The sequence below is a fragment of the Roseovarius halotolerans genome, assembly GCF_900172255.1.
GTDB lineage: Bacteria > Pseudomonadota > Alphaproteobacteria > Rhodobacterales > Rhodobacteraceae > Roseovarius > Roseovarius halotolerans.
Genome location: NZ_FWFU01000001.1, coordinates 712,957 through 730,109, shown reverse-complemented (window position 1 = coordinate 730,109; position 17,153 = coordinate 712,957). Strand labels below are relative to the sequence as shown.

Below are 17,153 nucleotides of genomic sequence, written 5' to 3'. Positions count from 1 at the left end.
TGATATCGCAGTCGCTTACATGCGGCCGGCGACGTTTTCCCAGTTCACCAGGTTGTCGAGGAAATTCTGAAGGTAAGCCGGGCGCTTGTTGCGAAAATCGATGTAGTAGGAATGCTCCCACACGTCGCAAGCCAGCAGCGGGGTCTGATCGAAACACAGCGGGTTCACGCCGTTCTCGGTCTTGGTGACCTTCAGGCTGCCATCGGTATCCTTGACCAGCCATGCCCAGCCCGAGCCGAACTGGCCCGCGCCCGCGGCGGCGAATTCTTCCTTGAACTTGTCCACCGAACCGAAGGCTTCGGTCAGGGCCTTTTCCAGTTCACCGGGCATGCCGGTGCCGCCGGGCGCCATCATTTCCCAGAACTGGTTGTGGTTCCAGTATTGCGAGGCGTTATTGAAGATACCGCTCTGCGCAACTGCCTTGGGATCATAAGTGCCCTTGATGATCTCTTCGACGGATTTGCCTTCCCACTCGGTCCCGGCAACGGCCTTGTTGCCATTGTCCACATAGGCCTTGTGGTGAATGTCGTGGTGGTATTCCAGCGTTTCGCGCGACATGCCGTGATCGGCCAGCGCGTCATGCGAATAAGGAAGATCGGGAAGTTCAAAAGCCATTTTGGGCCCCCTGTTCGTTATTGGAATGCGTGTGGCTCTACATGGTGACCTTGGCGCTGTAAGGTCAAGGGGCAGGCGGGAATTTTCCGCGCCAGCCCTCAGATGAACAACCCCGTCTCGCTGCCGGGTGCGGCGGCGTTCCTCAGAAGATTGAAGGCGTATTCCGCGACCGACCGGAAGCAGATAACCTGCACGCTTTGCTCGTCGGGCATCCAGATCGCCGCCGGGATCTGCGCCATGCGGGTACGGCGGAACTGGCCGGGCCCAAATGCCTCGGCCGCCATATCCACCGGACAGAGCTTGGCGATGACCTCACGCACGCCCGTCCCGCCCGAAACGCGCAACAATGCACGCGCGTCCGACACGTCGGCCACCAGCGCATGTTCGCCCGCGAGGCCCTTTTCCAGCGTCTCGCGCAGTGTCCCTGCCTCGCTGTAAGGGCCAAGGATCAGCAACTCGTCGGGCGACATCCAGGCCACCGACCTGTCATCCGCCACCGCGATCCGGCGCTGCTCGGGCATATCGAGCCCGGTCGCGCCCTTCACCGCCTTGCGCAGCTTGGCCGAAGCCAGATCGCCGCGCAGCGTGATCATGGCCCGCAGGCCCATATCCTCGGCGCGGACGAAACCCTCATGGGATGCACCGCCGAGGGCGCTCACGGACTCAGACATTCTGCTTCTCCCCGTCCTTGTCGTAGAAAACCGGCTCGACGATCTTGGCGCGCATCACGGTGCCGTCGACCTTCGGGAATTCCAGCACCTCACCCATCCGGTCCGGTCCGTTCAGTACCAGCCCCATGGCGATGCCCCGCCCAAGGGTCGGCGAATGATAGGTCGATGTCACGCGCCCCTGCACATTGCGCTGGCCATTGGCGTTGTTGCCCTCGGCGGTGGCATAGGCCCCGTCCGGCAGGGTCGCCCCGTCCAGCGTTTCCAGTCCCACCAGCTTCCAGCGGGTCGGGTCGCTCATGTGGCGGCGCTCCTGCGCGCGTTTCCCTAGGAAATCGGTCTTCTTCTTCGAGATTGCCCAATCGAGGCCCAGGTCCTGCGGGATCACCGTGCCGTCGGTCTCGTCACCGATCATGATGAAGCCCTTCTCGGCGCGCATGATGTGCAGCGCTTCCGTTCCGTATGTGGTCACGCCGAATTCCGCGCCCGCCTGCAACACCATGTCCCAGAACGCGCGGCCCTGACTGGCGGGAACGGCGATTTCATAGCTCAGCTCGCCCGAGAACGAGATGCGGAACACCCGCGCCCGGATCGCGCCGAATGTCACATCCGTCCAACCCATGAATGTCAGCGCCTCGGCACTGATATCGTCATCGGTCAGCTTCTCCAGCACCTTGCGCGCCTTCGGTCCGACCACGGCGACCTGCGCGAACTGCTCAGTCACGTTGGCCGTGTAGACCTTCCAGTCCCACCATTCGGTCTGAAGCCACTCTTCCATATGCGCATGGATCGACTCGGCGCCGCCCGTCGTGGTGTGACAGAGGAATGTTTCCTCATCGAGACGCGCGACCACGCCGTCATCCATCAGGAAACCGTTCTCGTTGCACATCAGACCGTAGCGGCAGCGCCCCGGCTTCAGCGTCGACATCATGTTCGTGTAAAGCATGTCGAGGAACCGCCCCGCATCGGGCCCCTTGACGATGATCTTGCCCAGCGTCGACGCATCCAGAAGACCAAGGCTGTCGCGCGTGGCCTTGACCTCGCGCTGAACGGCATCTTCGATGCTCTCACCCGGTTTCGGGAAACAATAGGGTCGCCGCCAGGCGCCCACGGGTTCCCAATAGGCACCGTTTTCGGCGTGCCAGCCATGCATCGGCGTCTTGCGCAGCGGCTGGAACGTCTCATCGCGCGCCTCGCCCGCGATCGACGCAAGCGAGATCGGCGTATAGGGCGGTCGGAAGGTGGTCGTGCCCGTCTGCGGAATGGGTTGACCCAATGCATCCGAAAGGATCGCAAGCCCGTTGATATTGCTCAGCTTGCCTTGGTCGGTGGCCATGCCAAGCGTCGTGTAACGCTTGGCGTGCTCGACCGATTCAAAGCCCTCGCGCGCCGCCAGCTGAACATCGCTGACCTTGACGTCGTTCTGGTAATCCAGCCACGCCTTCATCCGCAGCTTGACGCCCGCGCCTTGCGGCATCAGCCAGACCGGCTCGATTCCGGCCTCTCGCGGATTGTCCCCGACCGGCGTCTTGCTGCGCTTGGGCGTGTGACCCGTCGCACCGGCCGCCGCCTTGCCCGCCGCATCGGCGCTTTTCAGCACGTCATCCAGATCCAGATGCCCCTCGGCCGTCCCGGCGCAGCGCACGAAGCCCTCGCCACCGGCACCGGTCGGCGCGTTATCCACATCCGGGCGGAACATGGCTTTTTCATCATCCCACAACAGCTTACCGCCGCAATGGGACCAAAGATGCACGACCGGCGACCAGCCTCCCGACATGGCGACCGCGTCGCATTTGATCGTCTCCAGCGCAGCACCTTCACCGGCCTGCACGCAGATTTCCACGGCCTCGACCCGCTTATTGCCCTTGACGCGGGCAATGCCCTTGCCGTTCTCGACCCGAATCCCCAGCTCGATCGCCTCGCCCGCCAGAGCGCCGCCGCCACCGGCGCGGGCGTCGATGATGGCCGGAATCTCCAGCCCCAGATTTTTAAGGGTGATCGCGGTGCGATAGGCATCGTCGTTATTGGTCACGACCACGGTGCGATCCCCGACCGACACCCCGTAATCGACCGCATAATCGCGCACCGCAGAGGCCAGCATGACCCCCGGCACATCGTTCCCCGAGAAACAGATAGGCCGCTCGATCGCGCCCGTCGCGGTCACCACCTGCCCGGCGCGAATACGCCACAGCCGGTGACGCGGCCCGATCGAGTCCGGGCGATGGTCTTTCACCCGCTCGTAGCCCAGAACATAGCCGTGATCGTAAACCCCAGCCCCCATCATGCGGCGGCGCAGGGTGACATTCTCCATCGTTTCCAATTTGGAAACGATTTCGTCCACGAACTTATCCACAGGCTGCCCGTCCACCGTGCCGCCATCGACCGGCGCGCGCCCGCCCCAATGGGGGGTCTGCTCCATCAACAGCACCTTGGCACCCGCTTCGCCCGCCGCCTTGGCGGCCTGAAGCCCGGCAACACCGCCACCGATGACGACGACATCGAAGAAGGCATAGAAATGCTCGTAGCTGTCCTGATCGCGGTCGCGCGGCGCGCGGCCCAGACCCGCCGACTGGCGGATGATCGGTTCATAGACATGCTTCCAGAATGAGCGCGGGAACATGAAGGTCTTGTAATAGAAACCCGCGGGCAGGAAGCGCGACAGTTTCGCGTTGATCGCGCCCACGTCGAATTCAAGGCTCGGCCAGTGGTTCTGGCTCGCACAGGTCAGCCCGTCGAAAAGCTCGGTGGTGGTGACCCGCTGGTTGGGCTCGAACCGGGCGTCCTCGCCCAGACCCACCAGCGCGTTGGGCTCTTCGGAACCGCTCGACACGATCCCGCGCGGGCGGTGATACTTGAACGAGCGCCCAACCAGCATCTGGTCATTGGCCAGCAGCGCCGAGGCCAGCGTATCGCCCTCGACCCCCTTCAGGCGCTTGCCGTTGAAGGTGAATTCCAGCGGCTGCGCCTTGTTCAGAAGGCGGCCGCCATTGGCCAGACGTGTGCTCATGCGAACTCTCTCCAGCTCCAGCCCGGCCGCTTGGCCGAGATCTTGTCCTTGATATCCTGCGGCGGCTCGGTGGTCTGCGCGCTATAGGTGCCGAATACCTCGAGCGTGACGGTGCAGCGCGCGGCGTGAAACCACTTGCCGCAGCCATTGGCATGGCGCCAGCGCTCGAAATGCACACCCTTGGGGTTCACCTTCTCGAACAGGTAGCCGTGGAACTCGTCATCGCTCGAACCGGGGCCGTAGCGCTTGATATGCGCCTCGCCGCCGCCATGAAATTCGGTCTCTTCCGCGGTCACACCGCAGCAGGGGCAGGTCAGGATCAGCATGTCGTGCCTCCGGTGATCTGATAGCCAGGGCGCGTCTGACGGCCCCGGCGAAATGCGTCTGTCGATCTTGCGAATGAACCGGCCATCAATGCGCCACCCCCGCGGCGACGCTTTCGTCGATGAAGCGGCCTTCGCGGAAGCGTTCCAGCCCGAATTCCGATGTCAGCGGCGAATGCCCCTTGGCCATCAGTTCCGCGAACCCCCAGCCAGAGCCGGGAATCGCCTTGAACCCGCCGGTGCCCCAGCCGCAATTGATGAACACGCCCTCGACAGGCGTTTTCGACAGGATCGGCGAGCGATCCCCGGTCATGTCCACGATGCCGCCCCACTGGCGCAACATCTTGAGGCGGCTGATCATCGGGAAGGTCTCGACCAGGGCGCGCACGGTTTCCTCGATATGGTGGAACGATCCGCGCTGCGTGAAGTTGTTGTATCCATCCGCGCCGCCGCCGATCACCATCTCGCCCTTGTCGGACTGGCTCATGTAGCCATGCACGGTGTTGGCCATCACGACCACGTCCATGCAGGGCTTGATCGGCTCGCTGACCAGCGCCTGCAGGGCCACGGATTCGATCGGCAGGCGGAAGCCCGCCATGTCCGCCAGATGGCCCGAATGGCCCGCAACGACGATGCCCAGTTTGTCACAGGCGATGTCGCCCCGGTTGGTGCTGACGCCCGTCACGCGCCCGCCGTCGCGGCTGATGCCGGTGACCTCGCATTTCTGGATGATATCCATGCCCATGGCGCTGCACGCCCGCGCATAGCCCCAGGCCACCGCGTCATGGCGCGCCGTGCCCGCGCGCGCCTGCCAGAGCGCTCCCAGAACCGGATAGCGCGGCCCCTCGAGGTTGATGATCGGCACCAGTTCCTTGACCCGTGCGGGCGATATGAACTCGGTCGTCACGCCCTGCAGCGCATTGGCATGGGCGGTGCGCTCATAACCGCGCACCTCGTGCTGGGTCTGCGCCAGCATCATAACGCCCCGCGGGCTGTACATGATGTTGTAGTTCAGGTCCTGGCTCAGCGTCTCATAGAGGCTGCGCGACTTCTCGTAGATCGCCGCCGAGGCATCCTGTAGGTAATTCGAGCGGATGATCGTGGTGTTGCGCCCCGTGTTGCCACCACCGAGCCAGCCCTTTTCCAGCACCGCGACATTGGTGATGCCGAAATTCTTGCCCAGGTAATAGGCCGTCGCCAGACCATGCCCCCCGGCGCCCACGATGATCACATCGTATTTCTTCTTGGGCTCGGGCGAGGCCCAGGCCCGCTCCCAGCCCATATGGTTGCGCAGGGCTTCGCGGGCGACGGCAAAGGCGGAGTAACGTTTCATGCGCGCTCTCTGAAGAGTGTTGGAATCGCAGGACATCCTGCCATGCCAGCGTAATGCGACAGAACCCTGATTCAAAGGATACCCGGCGCGGCATAAAACGCCCAATTCGCGACATTGAGACATCACGCCGCGATCCACCCGTTGCCCTGCGCGCCTTTGCCTCTTTTTTCCACGGGCGCGGGTCGCTACATGGAGGGACGGATTTGGCGGAGTAAGCATGGTTTTCTGGATCGTCAGTGGCGCGCTTGCGCTTGTGGTCAGCATCATTCTGGGGCTGACCCTTCTTCGGGGTCGTGTCGGCGACAAGCCGCCTGCGGCCTATGACCTGCAGGTCTATCGCGACCAGCTCAAGGAGGTGGATCGCGACCTTGCGCGCGGGGTTGTCGGCCCCGAGGATGCCGAACGCACACGCGCGGAAATCTCTCGCCGGGTTCTGAGCGCCGATGCGCAGCTGCGCGAGGGCGGCGACAGCGGCGGTCAACCCAGTCGCGGCGGCCGCGTGGCGGCCCTCTTGCTGGTGCTGGTGCTGGCGGCGGGGTCGGTCGGGCTTTACAGCCAGCTTGGCGCGCCCGGCTATTCCGACCTGCCGCTCAAGTCGCGCGTCGCGCAATCGGACGCGGCCCGCGCGAACCGTCTTGCCCAGGCCGAGATCGAGGCGCAGATGCCTGCCGCCGATCTCAACCCCGAGGCCACGCCGCAGTTCCTCGAGCTGATGGAGCGCCTGCGTGACACTGTCGAAAAGCGCCCCGATGATCTTCGCGGTTTGACCCTTCTGGCGCGCAACGAAGCCGCACTTGGCGACTACAAGGCGGCTTACGCGGCGCAGCAGCGCATCATCGACGTGAAATCCGCGGATGCCAGCGCCTCCGACTACACCTACCTGGCCGAGCTGATGGTCAGCGCCGCGGGGGGCTATGTCTCGAAGGATGCCGAGGAGGCGCTGCGCAGCGCACTCGAACGCGACCCGCGCAACGCGCCCGCGCGCTATTACCTCGGGCTTTACCTGATGCAGGTCGACCGCCCCGACGCCGCGTTTCGCACCTGGGACGCGTTGCTGCGCGAAAGCAATCCGAACGCGCCCTGGGTCGCTCCGATCCGCCAGCATATCGAGGAGGTCGCATGGCGCGCAGGTGAGACCGACTACAGCCTGCCGCCGCTGCCCGATGCGCCCGCCGCCGCAACCGGCACCGCCCCCGGCCCCAGTGCCGAGGATATCGAAGCCGCAAGTGAAATGAGCACCGAAGAGCGCGATCAGATGATCCGCTCGATGGTGCAGGGTCTTTCAGAGCGCCTCGCTACCGAAGGCGGCAACGCCAGCGAATGGGCTCGCCTGATCGGTGCGCTCGGCGTGCTTGGCGACACCGAACAGGCACGCGACATCTGGACCGAGGCCCAGGGGATTTTCGCGGCGGACCAACAGGCGATGGAGATGCTCCGACAGGCGGCGCAATCCGCCGGCGTGGCCGAATGATCTGCGAGGCGGTCGAGGATTTCGCCGCCGCCCTCCCGGCGGGCCGGGCGCTCCTGGGGCTGGACCTCGGCACCAAGACCATCGGCGTCGCGTTATCCGACCGGCTCCTGTCGGCGGCGACGCCGCTTGAAACCGTGAAACGGCGGAAATTCAGCCTCGACGCCGCCCGGCTGCTCGAAATCACCACCGCGCGCGAGGTCGGCGGCATCGTTCTCGGCCTGCCGCGCAACATGGACGGTTCCGAAGGGCCGCGCTGCCAATCGACCCGCGCCTTCGCCCGCAATCTCGAGAAGCTGACCGACCTGCCGATCGCCTTCTGGGACGAGCGCCTGTCCACCGTTGCCGCCGAACGCGCCCTGCTGGAGGCGGATACGACCCGAAAGCGTCGCGCCGAAGTGATCGACAATGTCGCTGCCTCCTATATCCTTCAGGGTATATTGGACCGTTTGAGTCACATGAGAGCAGGCAGATGAAGGACGAGCAGCGCGATAACGACCGGGTCTGGACCCGCGACGAGGTCGAAAGCCCCTGTGTCCGGCTCTGCGTGGTGCATCCCGAGGCGCGGATCTGCACCGGCTGTTACCGCAGCATCGACGAGATCGCCCGCTGGTCTCGGATGGAACCGCAAGAGCGGCGCGATATCATGGCCGCCCTGCCGGACCGTGCCCCGCTTCTGGCTAAGCGCCGTGGCGGTCGCGCGGCCCGCCTCAAGCGCAGCCAAGGCTAACGCGGCCCGCTAGGCCAGTTCCAGCCAATCACGCGTGCCCGCCGGAAGCTCGGGACGGAAATAGGCAATCATCCGGCCCTCGGGCGGCGCCTTGGCGTCCTTGCCCCATGGCGCAACACCGTGCAGCGCGTGGCGATGCAGGAGATACGCCTCGCCCGGCTGGGCAGCGATCTCGACACGCTGGCAGGTTTCAAAGACCTCGCGCCGCGCCGCCTGATAGCGCGCGGTCAGGTCGATCCCGCCCCAGTCGCTTTCCGGATGCGCCTCCAGTGCCTCGGCGAACATGTCGCGCATGATCCGGTGACTGCCCTCCCAGACCACCATCGGGCTCGCCGTGGCGTTGCACGGCGTCAGCGGCAAGCCAAGAATATAGGCATGTCGCTCCATCAGCATTCGCTGACGCGCCGGACCAACCGGCAGCAGCCCGTCCACATGCGCCGCGTCCCGCTTCAGCCTGTAACGCGCCGCCGCCTCGTTTTCGCCCGCACGGGGACGCGGATAGCCGGGATATATCACCGAAACCTGACCGCGATGCAGCGGCAACACCCCATAAAGATCGCAGGCGGCGCGAAAGGCCGCCCCGGATAGCGGCCCCGCCTGCCCCACTGCGCCATCCGGCCCGTTGGGCAGCGTGTCGACGCCGACAAACCAGGTGCCCTCGCATTGCAGCCACTTGGCCTGCGCCTCGGGATCGCGAATATGACGCAAGGCCACCGCGCGCGCCTCTTCCGCCCATGCCGCGACCTTGGCTTCGGACGGAAACAGCGCCCAGCCCTTGTCGTGCAACTCCGCTACCATCCCAGCGATTTGCGCAGCATGTTCAACGCGACCAGCGTGATGAACACCGCGAAGATCCGCTTCAGCGGCTTGGGGTCGGTTGCGTGCGCCAGCCGCACACCCAACGGGGCCGTGATCAGGGTCATCGCGATCACCGTGACGAATGCCACCAGATTCACCGCGCCGAATGTCAGTGGCGGGCGGTTTTCAGGCGCAATCTCGAGGAACAGGAAACCGATCACCGACGGCAATGCGATCGTCACGCCGAACCCTGCCGCCGTCGCCACGGCCCGATGGATCGGCACGCCGTAAAGGCTCATGATCGGCACACCGAAACTGCCTCCGCCTATCCCCATCAACACCGAAAGGAACCCCAGCACCGGCGACATGACCGCCCGCGTGATCCCGGTCGGCATCTGCGGTCCCAGCCGCCAATGCGCGCGCCCGAACCCAAGGTAAAGCCCCACGATGATACCCAGCACACCGAACACCCCTTGCAGTGTGCTCGACCGCAGACTTGCCGCCACTAGCACGCCGATCACCGCGCCAACCGCGATCCCCGGCGCCCATGTGCGCAGGATCGACCATTCCACCGCGCCCTTCTTGTTATGGCTCAGAACCGAACGCACCGAGGTCACGATGATTGTCGCCAGCGATGTCGCCAGGCAGATTTGCATCAATTGCGGGCCGCCATAGCCAAGCGTCTGAAACGCATAGAAAAACGCCGGCACCAGCACGATGCCGCCGCCGACACCCAACAGGCCGGCCAGCACCCCGGCAAAGGCGCCGATCACCAAAAGCATCACCAGCATCTCGATCAGCAGCATCGTATCGGGCATATCCGCGCCTTTCCTCTGTCCTCGCGCAGCAGGCTTACACCTGCGCTCCGCCAAGGGAAAGGCCGCGCATCGCGCGCTTTCTCTCGCCGCTCGAACGTCAGACCCGCACGCGGGCGTCCGTCATCGCAGGCTCGATCTGCGCCAGCGCCTCTTCTACCAGCTCAGGGCCCGCGCCGGGGCGGCTTGCACCCTCGGACAGGACTCGCCGCCAGGCCCGCGCGCCGGGCCGCCCGGCGAAAAGGCCCAGCATGTGTCGCGTCACCTGGTGCAGCCGCCCGCCCGAATCCATGTGGCGCGCGATATAGGGCAGCATCGCGCGCACCGCGTCCTCGGCTGTGCTGTCCCGGCCATCCTCTCCGAATATCACCCGGTCCGCCGCGCAGAGAATATCGGCGGGCTGGTGATAGGCCGCGCGCCCGACCATCACGCCGTCAAGCCCGGCCTCCAGGAAGCCACGGGCCTGTTCAAGCGACCCGATCCCGCCATTGACCGACAGATGCAGCCCCGGAAACAGCGCCTTCATACGTAGCACCAAATCATAATCGAGCGGCGGAATATCGCGGTTCTCCTTGGGCGAAAGCCCCTGAAGCCACGCCTTTCGCGCATGGATCGCGAAACGCTCCACCCCTGCCGCGCCGACCCGCGACAGGAACTCTGGCAACACCGTCTCCGGATCCTGCTCATCGACACCGATGCGGCATTTCACCGTGACCTCGACAGGTTGCACCTCGATCATCGCGGCACAGCATTCGGCGACAAGGCCCGGATCCTTCATCAGCACGGCGCCGAACGTGCCCGATTGAACCCGGTCGCTGGGGCAGCCGACATTGAGGTTTATCTCGTCATATCCCGCCTCTGCCCCAAGCCGCGCCGCCTGCGCCAGTTCCTCGGGGTCCGATCCGCCCAGCTGCAACGCGACAGGATGTTCTTCGGGGCCGTATTCCAGCAGATGCACCGCCCCCCCGCGCACCAGCGCCGGAGCGGTCACCATCTCGGTATAAAGCAACACGCGCCGCGACATGAGCCGGTGCAGGTATCGGCAATGCCGGTCGGTCCAATCCATCATGGGCGCGACGGACAGACGGGAAGCCGTTGATATCTCCTTTTTTCTTTTTTTCTCAGCCACTTCGGCGCACCTTCAGCTCGTCTCGTTTCCGCTCATTATGGACCAAATCAGTCGATTTTGACACTGGATTTGGTCCTGTGGACCAAATACAGTTCCATGGACCAAATGGGGAGACCATCATGGGCTCGATCACCACGCGCAAACGCAAGGATGGACATAACAGCTACAGGGCACGTGTACGAGTGATGCGCGAGGGCACCGTCTATCATGAGACGAAGACTTTTGACAGACGTCCAGCTGCGACCGCCTGGATAAAGAAACGCGAGAAAGAGCTAGCAAGACCTGGTGCGCTGGAAGAGTTGAACGCATCCGATCCCCCGCTGTCCAAAGCGATCGAGCGCTATACCGAGGAAGCCGTGAAGGACATCGGCCGCACGAAAGCGCAGGTCCTCAGGACCATCACCACCTACCCGATCGCCGATCTGCCCTGCTCCACCATCAAGGCGAAGGATATCATCGAGTTCCTTCAGTCACTGCCTGGACAACCGCAAACCGTCGGGAACTACGCGAGCCATCTCGCCTCCATTTTCGCCATAGCCCGACCGATGTGGGACTTTCGACTGGATGACCGGGAGATGAGAGACGCGATCACCGTCGCGCGCCGCATGGGGATCATCTCCCGTTCTGCGCAGCGGAACCGCAGGCCCACCCTTGATGAACTCGACCGGCTGCTGGCCCACTTCATTGATCGGCGCCAGAGAACGCCTCAAGCCATGCCCATGCACAAGGTGATCGTTTTCGCTCTCTTCTCGACGCGCCGACAGGCAGAGATCACCCGGCTCACCTGGGATGACTTTCAGAAGGAGCACAAGCGCATCCTGGTCCGCGACATGAAGCATCCCGGCGAAAAACTCGGAAACGATACCTGGGTCGATCTGCCTGAGGAGGCCATTCGGGTCATCGACAGTATGCGCAAGAGCAAGGCTGAGATCTTCCCCTACTCCCCGGACGCGATCACGACCAACTTCACACGCGCTTGCAAGCTACTCGGGATCGAGGATCTGCACTTCCACGATCTGCGCCACGAAGGCATTTCCCGGTTGTTCGAGATGGGTTGGAACATCCCCCATGTCGCGGCGGTCAGCGGACACAGGTCTTGGGTTAGCCTGAAACGCTATACGCACATCCGAGAAACAGGCGACAAATATGCAAACTGGCCGGGAATGCAGGTCGCAATCGACAGAGCCTGAGCTCAGCCCGCCTTGCCGAAGGTTCCCCAGCCTGAAACTTTGAAGGAAGCTCAAATAGGCCACACTCCAAGCGATCTGCCTTCAAATTATCGAAGTATCGTTGGTTGCGGGGGCAGGATCTGATCACAACTTGCGCCCCGAGCAAGTAAAGATGGTTGCGGGAGGGCGCACCCATCATAACTTGCCACTGGACGGTCGGCCCATGGGGCCAGATGATGTTAGAGATGTATCTAAGAAAATTGCGATGGTTGTGGGGATTTCCCGCGGTCTGGAATTGCTATTTCGAGCGGTAGCTTAGCCTTGGCGGAAACGCGACAGCACTCTTGAGCGCTGCCCTCCGAAGGTGGAGGTTTAAATCCCGATAACGCGTCACTACTTCGTTGGTCTTTCAAACAACGTAAGAAACTACCGGCCCCGTTCGCGGGGCCGGTAGCCAAATTAGGCTGTCAGAGCAGAATTCCCACCGTCGTTCTTCCAGCGCCGCCAGGCGGGAAAGGCCAGCGCGAGCACGCCGAGGGCCACATGGGCAAGCGCGATACTGAGCGTGAAGCCGGCTACGAGAGCCCATGGGCTGATCGCAGCCCAGACACCCGCAACCATACGCGCCCAGTCAAGCCCTTCATGCGGTCGCCAAAGCGCAATTGCGGCAAGCACTGCGATCAGTCCTCCTGTCAGTAGGGCGCTCCAGAAGGCAATATCGGTCATCGTGACGACGAAGGGCAACCCAGCGAGGGCTAGGCCCGCGAGAAGGCTGATGCCGTCGCCAAGCTTGTCATAGTTCGTGGTCCAGGTCTTGCTCATGGTGTTACCTCCTTTCTCTTCACCAGGGATTCAATGCGGCCGAGCCAGCCGCTTGGGCGCCGGCGCAGGCAGGAAGGGCAACAGCTCCTCCTGCGAAATCGCACCGGTCGCGATCTCTTCCAAGGCAAGCTCTTCGGTTGCTTGCCGTTTAGGTTCGACCCGCGGTTCTGCCCCGGCCCTCAGCGCCCGGCTGCGGGCGCTCGCGGCGAGGACCAGTGCGAAACGATCGGGCACCGCCTGCTGGGCATCAATTGCAACGAAGGGATTCATGCCGCCCTCCCTTCCTCAACGGATGGATACAATCCGTCGGCGGCCACCGCCGCTTCAAGCGCCAACAGCGCTCGTTCAACCTCGGCAAACTGCGATGCACGCTGGTTTTCCGGCATGCCTTCGGTGCTGGCGACATCCTGAAGATACTCCGTGTAGGCCCAGTTCATCAGGATAGAACGGCGAGCCTCCAACGACAGGCTGGCGTCCGAAGCAACTTCAATGGGAGAACGCCCATCATCGCCGCCTTTCGGATCGCCCCGCCGTTTTGCGCCGGCCATCGCGTCACGATAGGTTTGCCGCATCTCGGACAGTCCGAGCCGAGAGAGCGTGGCATCGGACCACAGCCCGGCCTGCCTGTCCCGTGCCCGGGCGGCACGGCGCGCGGCTTCGCCTGCCGGCAGATGCACCTCGTAAGCCACCCCCAGACGCTTTGCATGGCGAATAGCGGCTTCCAGCGTCGGAAAGCTAAGGTCTATCTGCTGGATCGTGTCGTCGCCACCCGTCCAGCCCATCAAAGGCTCGAGCCAAGGACCGGTCCGGCGTGGAAAGCTCATCTTCCAGCCCTTCGTACGCGTGCGCCCCGAGGTCATCGCCGATTTCGACGGTTTCCATATCCGGGCGACCGCATCGTCCGGCAGAGAAGAGTCCCAGTCTGGTCGCGAACCGGCCTGACTCAGAATGGGTGATACATGTGATTGTCCTGTGAAATCTCCGCTGATCACGTTCATCTCTTAGCCTCCAGATTGCAGGAAGGGCGTCCGGCCGCCACCCGAGCGGCCGGAACGTCCCGTTCTGGGTCCAAGCTGGTTCAGGCCGCGACCGGTTCCGGCTCTGGAGCTGTCTCGAGCTGCCTGGTCTCGAGACCCTCGGTCGCCTCAGCCGACGCGATCTCGATCCGACGCGGTTTGAGTTCCTCGGGGATCTCGCGCTTGAGCTCGACGGTCAGCAAGCCGTTCGACAGCGTGGCCGCTTCGACCCGGACGTGATCGGCCAGTTCGAACCGACGTTCAAACGACCGGCCGGCGATGCCACGATAGAGATAGCTGACACCGCCGTCACCTTCGGGCGTCTCCTTGCGGCCCGACACGATCAGCATGTTCTTGTCTTGGGTCAGGGTCAGATCGTCTTCGGCAAAGCCCGCCACCGCCATGTCGATGCGATAGTCGTCCTCGCCGGTCTTGACGATGTCATAAGGCGGCCAGTTGTCGAGCGTCTCCACTCGACGGGCTGTCTCGAGCGCGTCGAGCATACGGTCGAAGCCAACGCTCGAACGGAACAGAGGTGCAAAATCAAGTGTCGTTGCCATAGCCATATCCTCCTTTGAGCAACATGGGTACAGACATCGGGAGCACCGCAGGAGCGATGTCCCGCTTTATGGCCGATCCCCATCTGGGCGATCTGCATAAAGTGATTTGGAACAGCACCTTACGGTTTCAAGAGGATGCTCGGAAACTTTTTTCTACGAACAGCTCTCCTATATTTCTCTTGCTTCCTTGTAGCATTCGAAAGGAGGAGATCATGACCGAAAACGACGTGAAAAGCATCCTGGGTCCCGGCACGGACCCCACGCTTCTGTCTGATATTCTGCGCACCGGCGCCGACGCCTCCGAACTTGCCTGTGCCAAGGCCTGGGTCGAGGCGGACGAGGCGCAGGTCGATGCCCATAGCCCCTTCCCATCGGGCCGGGTCGCCCGGCTGGTCGAATTGCTCGAAGCCGATCAGGAAGAAGATGATCTGCAGTAGCAGAAATCGGGCTGGCGCAGACGATGGCGCCAGCCCGTCCCTTCAGGTGGTCACAATAACCCGAACCGGTCCGTCGCGACGCAGAACATCGGCAACCACGTGGGTGCCAGACCGGCGCAGAGCCACATCGACGGATCCACCATCAAGGCGGAGATTGCGCAGCACGACCTCTCCCAGAAACTCCGGAAGGATCGGTTGCTCGAAGATCACCTGCCGCGCCTCGGCGTCGAAGCGCAGCCCGAGACAGGCCTGAAGCAGCAAAAGCGGCGCTCCCGCCGCCCAGGCCTGCGGCGTACAGGCCACCGGATAGAAGGTGGGGCCTTGCGTCTCGCGGCGCGGGAAGCCGCAGAACAACTCCGGCAACCGTCGCAGGTCGATATAGGTGGCCGCAGAGAAGATGCCCTCGAAAATCCGTGCGGCCTCTTCACGGAACCCGTAGCGCGCCAACCCCGCCCCGATCAGCGCATTGTCATGGGGCCAGACCGACCCGTTGTGATAGCTCATCGGATTGTACCGTGCCTGACCCGCGGCAATGGTCCGCACTCCCCATCCGCAGAAAGACGACGGCCCCATCAGGGCTCGAACGACCGTTTCGGCGCGCTCCTCCGGGACGATTCCCGTCCAGAGCAGATGGCCCGCGTTCGAACTGCGTACTCGGCAGGGCCGTTTGTCACCATCGAGGGCGAGCACATAGGTTCCAAGCTCATCGTCCCAGAACGCCGCGTCAAAACGGGACTTCAATTCCGAGGCCTTTTGCGCCTGTTCCTCCGCGATCCCGTCATGACCGAGTTCCCGTGCGATCTCGGACGCAGCCAGCCGGGCAGCATAGACGTAGCCCTGTACCTCGCATAGCGCGATCGGCCCCTTGGCCAGCGTCCCATCGGCGTGAAACACCGCATCATGACTGTCCTTCCACCCCTGGTTGGCGAGCCCCTTGTCGCTGCGCCTCCCGTATTCCACGAAACCGTCGCCGTCCCGATCGCCATAGGTCTCGATCCAGTCGAGCGCCGCACAGACATGCGGCCAGAGTGTTTCCAGCACCACCCGATTGCCGGTGCGTTCGAAATACGCCCCGGCGAGCATCACGAACAGCGGTGTCGAATCCACGCTGCCGTAATAGCGCCGGAACGGAACTTCGCCGGTTTCCGCCATTTCGCCATAACGCACTTCATGAAGGATCTTGCCTGGCTCGGCATCGGTATCCGGATCGAATTCCGTCGCCTGGTTGGCCGCAAGATGCAGTAAAACGCCCCGCGCGACCGCCGGGTCGAGCCAGAGCATTTCCCAGGCGGTGATCAGAGCATCGCGCCCGAACACGGTGCTGAACCAGGGCACGCCCGCATAGGGATAGGGCCCCTCCTCCGTATCGGTCATGAGCATGTAGAGGTCCGAGACCGAACGGCGCATGGTCTCGTTGAATATCTCGTTGGAGCTTTGCACCGTGGCTGCGCGGGAAGAAGAACGTCTGAGTGCGCGGCGCGCGTCCCGCAACGAGCGGAAAAACAGGCGCGACGGAGGATCCTCAGCCCCATTCACGTCGCAGCCGATCTCGATAAAGAGCGAACGCGTTTCGCCGGGGGCGAGGCTCAGACGATAGACGGCTTTCCCCGGCTCAAGCTGCGCAGGCGCAGGATCAAAACGCAGAGCGGTGCTACGTGGATTGTGGTCGAGCCCCCGGTACGACAAGAGCACGTGCGAGCCATCCACCTCCGGCAAGAGCGACGTTCCCCGGCGGGCCCGCACCCGGCCACGGACCTCAAAAATATCCGCAAAATCGGCCTCAAAGGCGATTTCCAAGGTAATCTCATGTGGGGCCTCGTCGAAATTGCGTACCGCCAGCCGCTCATAACACGTGCCCTGCCAGAGAAACCGCGTCCGGCGCATGTGGATGCGATCATGCGCAATCAGACAGCGACCGGTTTCGTCATAAAGATCGGGATTCGTCAGATCGCAGGTCAGCGTGGCGTTATCGTCGCGCAATGTGGACGAGAGCAGCATGGGCCGCTCTCCCCCGATGGTCAGATAGTAATGCGAGAGATACCTGGTGTCGCGATGGAACAGGCCCTCGGGGCTGCCTGGCCCCGAGAGCACATCGCCATTGTGATCGAACACGGCGAAGGTATCGCCGTGCTTCAGGGTTCGTGGCCGCCGCTCCTGCAAGGAGGCTGCCGCCGGGATGAAGAATTGCGCCGGCGGCGCGACCAGTTGCGACGCACGCAAGGCCGTCTGTTGCAGCGCCTCGGTCATCTTACTCTCCTTCGCA

The 17,153-nt window shown here is 63.4% G+C and carries 18 protein-coding genes; 5 read left to right on the top strand and 13 right to left on the bottom strand.

Annotated elements, in window-relative coordinates; translation table 11 throughout:
- Positions 1–15: 15 nt before the first annotated feature.
- From ROH8110_RS03590 to ROH8110_RS03570, 5 genes are all read right to left on the bottom strand, one after another.
- Positions 16–615, bottom strand: coding sequence for a superoxide dismutase (locus ROH8110_RS03590; RefSeq protein WP_085816348.1), 600 nt, complete (start codon positions 613–615; stop codon positions 16–18).
- A 98-nt stretch (positions 616–713) separates the two neighbouring features.
- On the bottom strand, positions 714–1,286 hold the full coding sequence (locus ROH8110_RS03585) for a sarcosine oxidase subunit gamma (protein ID WP_085816347.1): 573 nt from the start codon (positions 1,284–1,286) through the stop codon (positions 714–716).
- The gene (locus ROH8110_RS03580) at positions 1,279–4,290 is read right to left on the bottom strand and encodes a sarcosine oxidase subunit alpha family protein (RefSeq protein ID WP_085816346.1); all 3,012 of its coding nucleotides are present in this window, start codon (positions 4,288–4,290) and stop codon (positions 1,279–1,281) included. Before ROH8110_RS03580 ends, ROH8110_RS03585 begins: the two co-directional genes overlap by 8 nt.
- On the bottom strand, positions 4,287–4,616 hold the full coding sequence (locus ROH8110_RS03575; protein ID WP_085816345.1) for a sarcosine oxidase subunit delta: 330 nt from the start codon (positions 4,614–4,616) through the stop codon (positions 4,287–4,289). Before ROH8110_RS03575 ends, ROH8110_RS03580 begins: the two co-directional genes overlap by 4 nt.
- An 85-nt stretch (positions 4,617–4,701) precedes the next feature.
- Entirely contained in the window at positions 4,702–5,946 is a 1,245-nt protein-coding gene (locus ROH8110_RS03570; protein ID WP_085816344.1) for a sarcosine oxidase subunit beta family protein, read from the bottom strand.
- A gap of 217 nt (positions 5,947–6,163) precedes the next feature.
- Between ROH8110_RS03570 and ccmI the strand changes: the two genes are divergently transcribed.
- From ccmI to ROH8110_RS03555, 3 genes are read left to right on the top strand one after another with little or no spacing between them, the layout of a single operon-like run.
- Complete coding sequence (gene ccmI / locus ROH8110_RS03565; RefSeq protein WP_085816343.1) at positions 6,164–7,417, top strand: c-type cytochrome biogenesis protein CcmI; 1,254 nt, start codon at positions 6,164–6,166, stop codon at positions 7,415–7,417.
- On the top strand, positions 7,414–7,890 hold the full coding sequence (ruvX, locus tag ROH8110_RS03560; RefSeq protein ID WP_085816342.1) for a Holliday junction resolvase RuvX: 477 nt from the start codon (positions 7,414–7,416) through the stop codon (positions 7,888–7,890). Before ccmI ends, ruvX begins: the two co-directional genes overlap by 4 nt.
- Positions 7,887–8,144 (top strand): DUF1289 domain-containing protein, encoded by a 258-nt coding sequence (locus ROH8110_RS03555; RefSeq protein ID WP_085816341.1) that lies wholly within the window; start codon positions 7,887–7,889, stop codon positions 8,142–8,144. Before ruvX ends, ROH8110_RS03555 begins: the two co-directional genes overlap by 4 nt.
- Positions 8,145–8,153: 9 nt before the next feature.
- On the opposite strand, the gene ROH8110_RS03550 is transcribed toward ROH8110_RS03555, so the two are convergent.
- The 3 genes from ROH8110_RS03550 to dusA all read right to left on the bottom strand — a co-directional run bounded on the left by ROH8110_RS03550 (position 8,154) and on the right by dusA (position 10,826).
- On the bottom strand, positions 8,154–8,942 hold the full coding sequence (locus tag ROH8110_RS03550) for a hypothetical protein (protein ID WP_085816340.1): 789 nt from the start codon (positions 8,940–8,942) through the stop codon (positions 8,154–8,156).
- The gene (locus ROH8110_RS03545; protein WP_085816339.1) at positions 8,936–9,760 is read right to left on the bottom strand and encodes a sulfite exporter TauE/SafE family protein; all 825 of its coding nucleotides are present in this window, start codon (positions 9,758–9,760) and stop codon (positions 8,936–8,938) included. The genes ROH8110_RS03550 and ROH8110_RS03545 overlap by 7 nt, the downstream gene beginning before the upstream one ends.
- 97 nt (positions 9,761–9,857) lie before the next feature.
- Positions 9,858–10,826, bottom strand: a complete 969-nt coding sequence (dusA, locus tag ROH8110_RS03540; protein ID WP_245962758.1) for a tRNA dihydrouridine(20/20a) synthase DusA — start codon at positions 10,824–10,826, stop codon at positions 9,858–9,860.
- Between the two features lie 179 nt (positions 10,827–11,005).
- Between dusA and ROH8110_RS03535 the strand changes: the two genes are divergently transcribed.
- Positions 11,006–12,076: a site-specific integrase gene (locus ROH8110_RS03535; RefSeq protein ID WP_043869992.1), complete on the top strand. Its 1,071-nt coding sequence runs from the start codon at positions 11,006–11,008 to the stop codon at positions 12,074–12,076.
- Positions 12,077–12,514: 438 nt separating this feature from the next.
- Here ROH8110_RS03535 and ROH8110_RS03530 read toward each other — a convergent pair whose 3' ends face one another.
- From ROH8110_RS03530 to ROH8110_RS03515, 4 genes are all read right to left on the bottom strand, one after another.
- Positions 12,515–12,877: an SPW repeat domain-containing protein gene (locus ROH8110_RS03530; protein WP_052453269.1), complete on the bottom strand. Its 363-nt coding sequence runs from the start codon at positions 12,875–12,877 to the stop codon at positions 12,515–12,517.
- Positions 12,878–12,907: 30 nt separating this feature from the next.
- Entirely contained in the window at positions 12,908–13,147 is a 240-nt protein-coding gene (gene rpoZ, locus ROH8110_RS03525) for a DNA-directed RNA polymerase subunit omega (protein WP_052453270.1), read from the bottom strand.
- Positions 13,144–13,875 carry an NADH dehydrogenase ubiquinone Fe-S protein 4 gene (locus ROH8110_RS03520; RefSeq protein ID WP_082033237.1) on the bottom strand — a complete coding sequence of 244 codons (732 nt, stop codon included), beginning with the start codon at positions 13,873–13,875 and terminating at the stop codon, positions 13,144–13,146. The genes rpoZ and ROH8110_RS03520 overlap by 4 nt, the downstream gene beginning before the upstream one ends.
- Before the next feature lie 80 nt (positions 13,876–13,955).
- Positions 13,956–14,453 (bottom strand): Hsp20 family protein, encoded by a 498-nt coding sequence (locus tag ROH8110_RS03515; protein ID WP_043869993.1) that lies wholly within the window; start codon positions 14,451–14,453, stop codon positions 13,956–13,958.
- A 212-nt stretch (positions 14,454–14,665) separates the two neighbouring features.
- Between ROH8110_RS03515 and ROH8110_RS03510 the strand changes: the two genes are divergently transcribed.
- On the top strand, positions 14,666–14,890 hold the full coding sequence (locus ROH8110_RS03510; RefSeq protein WP_043869994.1) for a hypothetical protein: 225 nt from the start codon (positions 14,666–14,668) through the stop codon (positions 14,888–14,890).
- 42 nt (positions 14,891–14,932) lie between these two features.
- On the opposite strand, the gene ROH8110_RS03505 is transcribed toward ROH8110_RS03510, so the two are convergent.
- Positions 14,933–17,137: an amylo-alpha-1,6-glucosidase gene (locus ROH8110_RS03505; protein WP_043869995.1), complete on the bottom strand. Its 2,205-nt coding sequence runs from the start codon at positions 17,135–17,137 to the stop codon at positions 14,933–14,935.
- Positions 17,138–17,153: the final 16 nt, after the last annotated feature.

Excerpts from the sequence above, each read along its gene's own strand:
- ROH8110_RS03590 (WP_085816348.1), bottom strand. The coding sequence starts at position 615 with ATGGCTTTTGAACTTCCCGATCTTCCTTATTCGCATGACGCGCTGGCC.
- ROH8110_RS03585 (WP_085816347.1), bottom strand. The coding sequence starts at position 1,286 with ATGTCTGAGTCCGTGAGCGCCCTCGGCGGTGCATCCCATGAGGGTTTC.
- ROH8110_RS03580 (WP_085816346.1), bottom strand. The coding sequence starts at position 4,290 with ATGAGCACACGTCTGGCCAATGGCGGCCGCCTTCTGAACAAGGCGCAG.
- ROH8110_RS03575 (WP_085816345.1), bottom strand. The coding sequence starts at position 4,616 with ATGCTGATCCTGACCTGCCCCTGCTGCGGTGTGACCGCGGAAGAGACC.
- ROH8110_RS03570 (WP_085816344.1), bottom strand. The coding sequence starts at position 5,946 with ATGAAACGTTACTCCGCCTTTGCCGTCGCCCGCGAAGCCCTGCGCAAC.
- ccmI (WP_085816343.1), top strand. The coding sequence starts at position 6,164 with ATGGTTTTCTGGATCGTCAGTGGCGCGCTTGCGCTTGTGGTCAGCATC.
- ruvX (WP_085816342.1), top strand. The coding sequence starts at position 7,414 with ATGATCTGCGAGGCGGTCGAGGATTTCGCCGCCGCCCTCCCGGCGGGC.
- ROH8110_RS03555 (WP_085816341.1), top strand. The coding sequence starts at position 7,887 with ATGAAGGACGAGCAGCGCGATAACGACCGGGTCTGGACCCGCGACGAG.
- ROH8110_RS03550 (WP_085816340.1), bottom strand. The coding sequence starts at position 8,942 with ATGGTAGCGGAGTTGCACGACAAGGGCTGGGCGCTGTTTCCGTCCGAA.
- ROH8110_RS03545 (WP_085816339.1), bottom strand. The coding sequence starts at position 9,760 with ATGCCCGATACGATGCTGCTGATCGAGATGCTGGTGATGCTTTTGGTG.
- dusA (WP_245962758.1), bottom strand. The coding sequence starts at position 10,826 with ATGATGGATTGGACCGACCGGCATTGCCGATACCTGCACCGGCTCATG.
- ROH8110_RS03535 (WP_043869992.1), top strand. The coding sequence starts at position 11,006 with ATGGGCTCGATCACCACGCGCAAACGCAAGGATGGACATAACAGCTAC.
- ROH8110_RS03530 (WP_052453269.1), bottom strand. The coding sequence starts at position 12,877 with ATGAGCAAGACCTGGACCACGAACTATGACAAGCTTGGCGACGGCATC.
- rpoZ (WP_052453270.1), bottom strand. The coding sequence starts at position 13,147 with ATGAATCCCTTCGTTGCAATTGATGCCCAGCAGGCGGTGCCCGATCGT.
- ROH8110_RS03520 (WP_082033237.1), bottom strand. The coding sequence starts at position 13,875 with ATGAACGTGATCAGCGGAGATTTCACAGGACAATCACATGTATCACCC.
- ROH8110_RS03515 (WP_043869993.1), bottom strand. The coding sequence starts at position 14,453 with ATGGCAACGACACTTGATTTTGCACCTCTGTTCCGTTCGAGCGTTGGC.
- ROH8110_RS03510 (WP_043869994.1), top strand. The coding sequence starts at position 14,666 with ATGACCGAAAACGACGTGAAAAGCATCCTGGGTCCCGGCACGGACCCC.
- ROH8110_RS03505 (WP_043869995.1), bottom strand. The coding sequence starts at position 17,137 with ATGACCGAGGCGCTGCAACAGACGGCCTTGCGTGCGTCGCAACTGGTC.